This is a genomic window from Deinococcus sp. (assembly GCF_025362455.1).
In the GTDB taxonomy this organism is placed as follows: Bacteria; Deinococcota; Deinococci; order Deinococcales; family Deinococcaceae; genus Deinococcus.
Genome location: NZ_JANYGJ010000260.1, coordinates 1 through 2,022 on the forward strand (window position 1 = coordinate 1; position 2,022 = coordinate 2,022).

A 2,022-nucleotide genomic window follows, 5' to 3' on the forward strand; every position below is an offset into this window, starting at 1 on the left:
CCGAGTCTGTTCGAACGAACGCTTTCAGCGTCGCACACTCAGTGCCCATTGCCGCGCCGTGTGGTCGAATGGTATAAGGGCCGACGGCGGCGGGGACGATGAAAGTTTCCGCGTAGTGGACAATGAACGGGGGAAAGCTGCTTTGGGGACTCTCAACGCTCGCTTCGGCGCCTTCGACGAGGTTCAGGACGTTCAGCGTACCCTGGGTGTCGTGCGGCACGGGGCCGGTAAACCAGTGGCGGCGCGTTTCGATAAACTCCAAGGGGTGCAAGCCCGTCCGCTCTTCGCGCCATCCGGGGCCGCTGCCCAAAGGCTCGATTTGGTTGACAAGCTCGGCCCGTGCCCAGTCGGTGTCGCGGCTCTCGACCAGCGAGTTGCGTCCGCGGCGCAGATTGATGGGGCGCGGCGCACCGTCCAGCCCCAGCCGTCCCCAATCCCAGAGCTTGAAGGTGAATATGTAGGGAGTGGCGCTGATTTCCAGCACCATCGACTCCGCGCCGGAGCAGTGGATGGTCCCGGCCGGGATGAGAAAGTGATCGTGCTTTTTTGCGGGCCAGCGGCTGACGAACTCCTCTGCGGGAAACGGCTCGTCTCTAGCCTGAGCCCCTTCCAAAGCATCGAAGAGATCGTCGGCGGAAATCTCGGGGCGCAGGCCGAGGTAGACGGCAGCCGCGGGACCTGCATCCAGCAGGTAATAGCTCTCGTCCTGCGTGTAGGCCAGGCCGAAACTCTCCCGAGCATAGTCCGCCGGGGGGTGAACCTGGAGGCTGAGATTGCCGCCGCTCATGGTATCGAGCAGGTCGAAGCGGATCGGGAACTCCGGGCCGAACCGGTCGTAAACCGCCGCGCCAAGTATCTGCTTGGGGCTGTGGAAAATCAAATTCAGAGCCGGGATTTCAATGCTGATCTCTCCAAATCGCAGACGCAAACTGTTCTCTTCAGGGACGCAGTCAAAGCACCAGCCGAAATTGGCGGGTTCCGGGTCCAGGCCGCAGACCTCCCGCATCCACTGTCCACCCCAGGGGGCGGGGTCGAAAAAAGGGACGACGCGGAACGGCTGCCGGGCCGCCGCTTCCAGGCTTTGGCGCAGGCACTCCCCGGTCACAAGCTTTGGGTCTCTGGGAAGCGTGGTGTCCAGCAGGTAATCCCAGCGGCCGAGGATCTGCTGCTTCAAGCGGTCACAAACGCGCCAGTCGACAAAGAACGAGCGTTTGTATTGCAGGGAGGCTTTGAGGCCACGGTTGCGGGTGCCGAGGTTATCCACTTCGCCCCGTCGCTGCCGAAGCTGGCCTTCCCAGCGCGGCATATCGGCGTAGACCAGCAGATCCGGCGCGGCGCAGAGTGCTGCGCCCGTGCCGTAAATCACGACGCTCCCACTCAAGCTGTTTACTCGGCGGCGCAGCGCGGCCAGCTTCTCAGGGTCGATAAAATCTTCGACGACCAGCGGCGACAAGAATCCGAAGACCGGGTCGTCGCCGCCGAGATAGGGGGCCACAAGTGCTTCGATCTCCGGCTCACTCCTGAATATGTCCCGCGTAGCGAGCCAGTGGTCAGCCTGCAGGCCATGCTTGAGTGCAGAGGTGATTTCACCGTCGTGGAGACCGGGGTAGCACTCGACGGCGACAACAAAGTGCGGGTGTTGGGAGCGGCCAGCCTGAATCGCCGCTCTCAGGTGGGCGGTGAGCGTTTCCCATCCGCGCCAAGCCGCGCCAGTATCGCGAAAAGAAATCTCGGGGAATTTGTCGTAATTGTGAGGGAGCATATTTAAACGATCGAAGCCTTCAGATTCGCAAGAATATCGGGTGTCCAGGCAACTCCGTCAGCACGCAGGGCTTCCAGCACTGCGCCCTTCACCGGAGACATCTCCGGGTCGCAGACGCGCACCTGGGGACAATCCGTTTGTATTCTCTCGATCAGCATCGGCTGAAAAGGGGCACCGGACAGGGCCAGGCCGCCGACCAGTACCAACTCGCAGCCTTTGTCACCAAAAAGTTTTTTCGCCGTGACCTGTACCATTTCCGA

The 2,022-nt window shown here is 61.8% G+C and carries 2 protein-coding genes; both read right to left on the reverse strand.

Going from position 1 to position 2,022, the window contains the following annotated elements:
* Window positions 1-1,762: class I mannose-6-phosphate isomerase (locus tag Q0R23_RS17790; RefSeq protein WP_293915232.1), on the reverse strand; the 1,762-nt coding region annotated here is incomplete at its 3' end.
* A gap of 2 nt (window positions 1,763-1,764) precedes the next feature.
* The coding region (locus Q0R23_RS17795; RefSeq protein ID WP_293915234.1) for a hypothetical protein at window positions 1,765-2,022 on the reverse strand (258 nt) is incomplete at its 5' end.